General features: G+C 64.0%; 3 protein-coding genes. All 3 read right to left on the bottom strand.

The window, feature by feature from the left end; genetic code table 11:
• Nucleotides 1–125: 125 nt before the first annotated feature.
• A complete protein-coding gene (locus HP547_RS28260) occupies nt 126–935 on the bottom strand; it encodes an ABC transporter permease (RefSeq protein WP_172228802.1) in 810 nt (269 codons plus the stop codon).
• A 6-nt stretch (nt 936–941) separates the two neighbouring features.
• The gene (locus tag HP547_RS28255; RefSeq protein WP_172288775.1) at nt 942–1,859 is read right to left on the bottom strand and encodes an ABC transporter permease; all 918 of its coding nucleotides are present in this window, start codon (nt 1,857–1,859) and stop codon (nt 942–944) included.
• The coding region (locus HP547_RS28250) for a polyamine ABC transporter substrate-binding protein (RefSeq protein ID WP_172288773.1) at nt 1,856–2,639 on the bottom strand (784 nt) is incomplete at its 5' end. The genes HP547_RS28255 and HP547_RS28250, both read right to left, overlap by 4 nt.

The following is a 2,639-nucleotide window of genomic DNA, read 5'->3' as shown; positions in this document are numbered from 1 at the left end:
CCAGGTCGAGGTTGTCCACGGCGGCAAAGTCGCCGTAGTGCTTGTTCAGGCCGCGCAGGCTGACCAGGGTCTTGCCGTGCGCGTTGTCGTTGATCACTGCACTCATTGTTGTTTTCTCCGCGCGCTCAGGCGTTGACTTCGGTGCGCCGGCGCAAGGCGGCGGCAATGAACATGACAAGCAGCGACAGGCCGATCAGCAGGGTCGAGGCCACGGCGATGACCGGGCTCAGGTCCTGGCGCAGGGTGGTCCACATCTTCACAGGCAGGGTCTGCAGGTCGGGGCTGGCCATCATCACGCTCAGCACCACCTCATCCCACGACACCAGAAAGGCGAACAGGCCGCCGGCGATCATGCCCGGGCGAATGGCCGGGAATGTCACCTTGAAGATCGCCTGCAACCGCGAAGCGCCGCAGATCACCGCAGCATCTTCGATCGACTGGTCGAACAGCTTCAGCGAGTTGATGATCGAGATGATGGTGAAGGGCAGGGCGACGATCACGTGGCTGACCACAAAAGCGAACAGCGTGCCGGTGTAGCCGAGCTTGAGGAACAGCGCGTACACCGCCACCGCGATGATCACCAGCGGCACAATCATCGGCATGGTGAACAGCCCGTACAGCAGCTCGCGGCCGGGGAAGCGGCCACGCACCAAGGCGAACGCGCTGGGCAGGCCCAGCAGCACGGCGGCGATGGTGGTCAGCACGGCCACTTTCAGGCTGGCCAGTGCGGCGTCCATCCACTCCGGGTTGGAGAAGAACTGGCCGTACCATTTGAAGGTCCAGCCCGGCGGCGGGAACACCAGCCATTGCGACGAGCCGAACGACAGCAACACGATGAACACCACCGGCAGCAGCAGGAAGGCCGCGATGACCCCGGTGGTCAGGTACAGGCCGGTACGCAGCGGGCGGCCCATGGCATTGGGAGACAGGAGCATGGTGGTTTACCTCGCGTTGCCGACCGGGGATTCCGGCTGCAGCTTCAGGTACAGGTAGAAAAGCACCAGGGTGATCAACACCAACAGTGCGGCAGCGGCGCTGGCCATGCCCCAGTTAAGGAACGACTGCACCTGCTGGATGATGAATTCGGGCAGCATCATGTTCTGCGCACCGCCCAGCAGCGCCGGGGTGACGTAGTAACCGAGCGACATCACGAACACCATCAGCGCCCCGGAGAACAGCCCCGAACGGCACAGCGGCAGGAACACCTTCCAGAAATTGGTCCACGGGCTGGCGCCACAGATGGAGCCGGCCTGCAGCACCATCGGGTCGATCGCGTGCATGGTCGCCTGCAGCGGCAGCACGATGAACGGGATCATGATGTAGCTCATGCCGATCACCACGCCGGTCAGGTTGTGCACCATTTCCAGCGGCGCATCGATGATGCCCATTGCCATCAACGCCTTGTTGATCACCCCCGAGCTTTGCAGCAGCACCAGCCACGAATAGGTGCGTGCCAGCAGGCTCGTCCACATCGACAGCAGCACGATGTTCAGCAGCCAGCGACCCCAGCCCTTGGGCACCAGGGTGATGGCCCAGGCCAGCGGGAAGCCCAGCAGCACACTGATCAGGGTGACCACGCCGGCCACCGAGAAGGTGTTGAACAGCACCCGTGCGTAGGCCGAGTTGGCGAACAGCTGCTCGTAATTGCCCAGCCCTGGCGTTGGTTCCAATACCCCGCGCAGCAACAGACTGACCAGCGGGGCGAAGAAGAACAGTCCCAGGAACAGCAGTGCCGGCAGCAGGTTGCGGCTGCCTTTCCAGCGCTGGCTCAGGCTGACGCGGCGAGGGGCCGTTCCCGGGGCGCCGGTGCCGCTGGGGGCACCTTGCGCGTTATGCAGGGCGTTGATGGCGACTTTCATTTGACCAACCACTCATTCCAGCGCGCGGCGATGGCCTGGCCGTTCTTGGCCCAGTAGGCGAAGTCCAGGGTGACCTGGTCCTGGGCGTAGGCGGTCGGCAGGTTGGGGGCGAGGTCTTTGTCCAGCTTGGCCACGCTGTCCACGTTCACCGGCGCATAGGCTGTCTTGTTGGCGAACTCGGCCTGGCCTTCGGCACTGCTGGCATTGGCCAGGAACTTCATTGCCGCGTCCTTGTTTTTGGCGCCCTTGGGAATGACCAGGAAGTCGGCCATGACCAGGTTCTGCTTCCAGCTCACGCCCACCGGGGCGCCATCTTGCTGCAGGGCGTAGACGCGGCCGTTCCAGAACTGGCCGAGCGAGGCTTCACCCGAGGCCAGCAGTTGCTGCGACTGGGCGCCACCGCCCCACCAGACGATGTCTTTCTTGATGGTGTCGAGCTTCTTGAAGGCGCGGTCCAGGTCCAGCGGGTAGAGCTTGTCGGGCGTTACGCCGTCGGCCAGCAGGGCCAGTTCCAGCACGCCGGGGCTGGGCCATTTGTACAGGGCGCGCTTGCCGGGGTAGGTCTTGGTGTCGAACAGCGCGGTCCAGTCGACCGGCTTGTTGGCGCCCAGCTTGCCTTCGTTGTAGCCGAGCACGAAGGAGAAGAAGAACGAGCCGACGCCATGGTCGGAGACGAACCGCGGGTCGATCTTGTCGCGCTTGATCTGGTTGAAGTCCAGGGGTTCGAGCAGGCCTTCGCTGGCGGCGCGCAGGGCAAAGTCGGCTTCCACGTCGACCACG

The sequence above is a fragment of the Pseudomonas sp. CM27 genome, assembly GCF_013179515.1.
Taxonomy (GTDB): Bacteria; Pseudomonadota; Gammaproteobacteria; order Pseudomonadales; family Pseudomonadaceae; genus Aquipseudomonas.
Note: the sequence above shows the minus strand (reverse complement) of the source record. Positions and strands in the feature narration are given on the sequence as shown.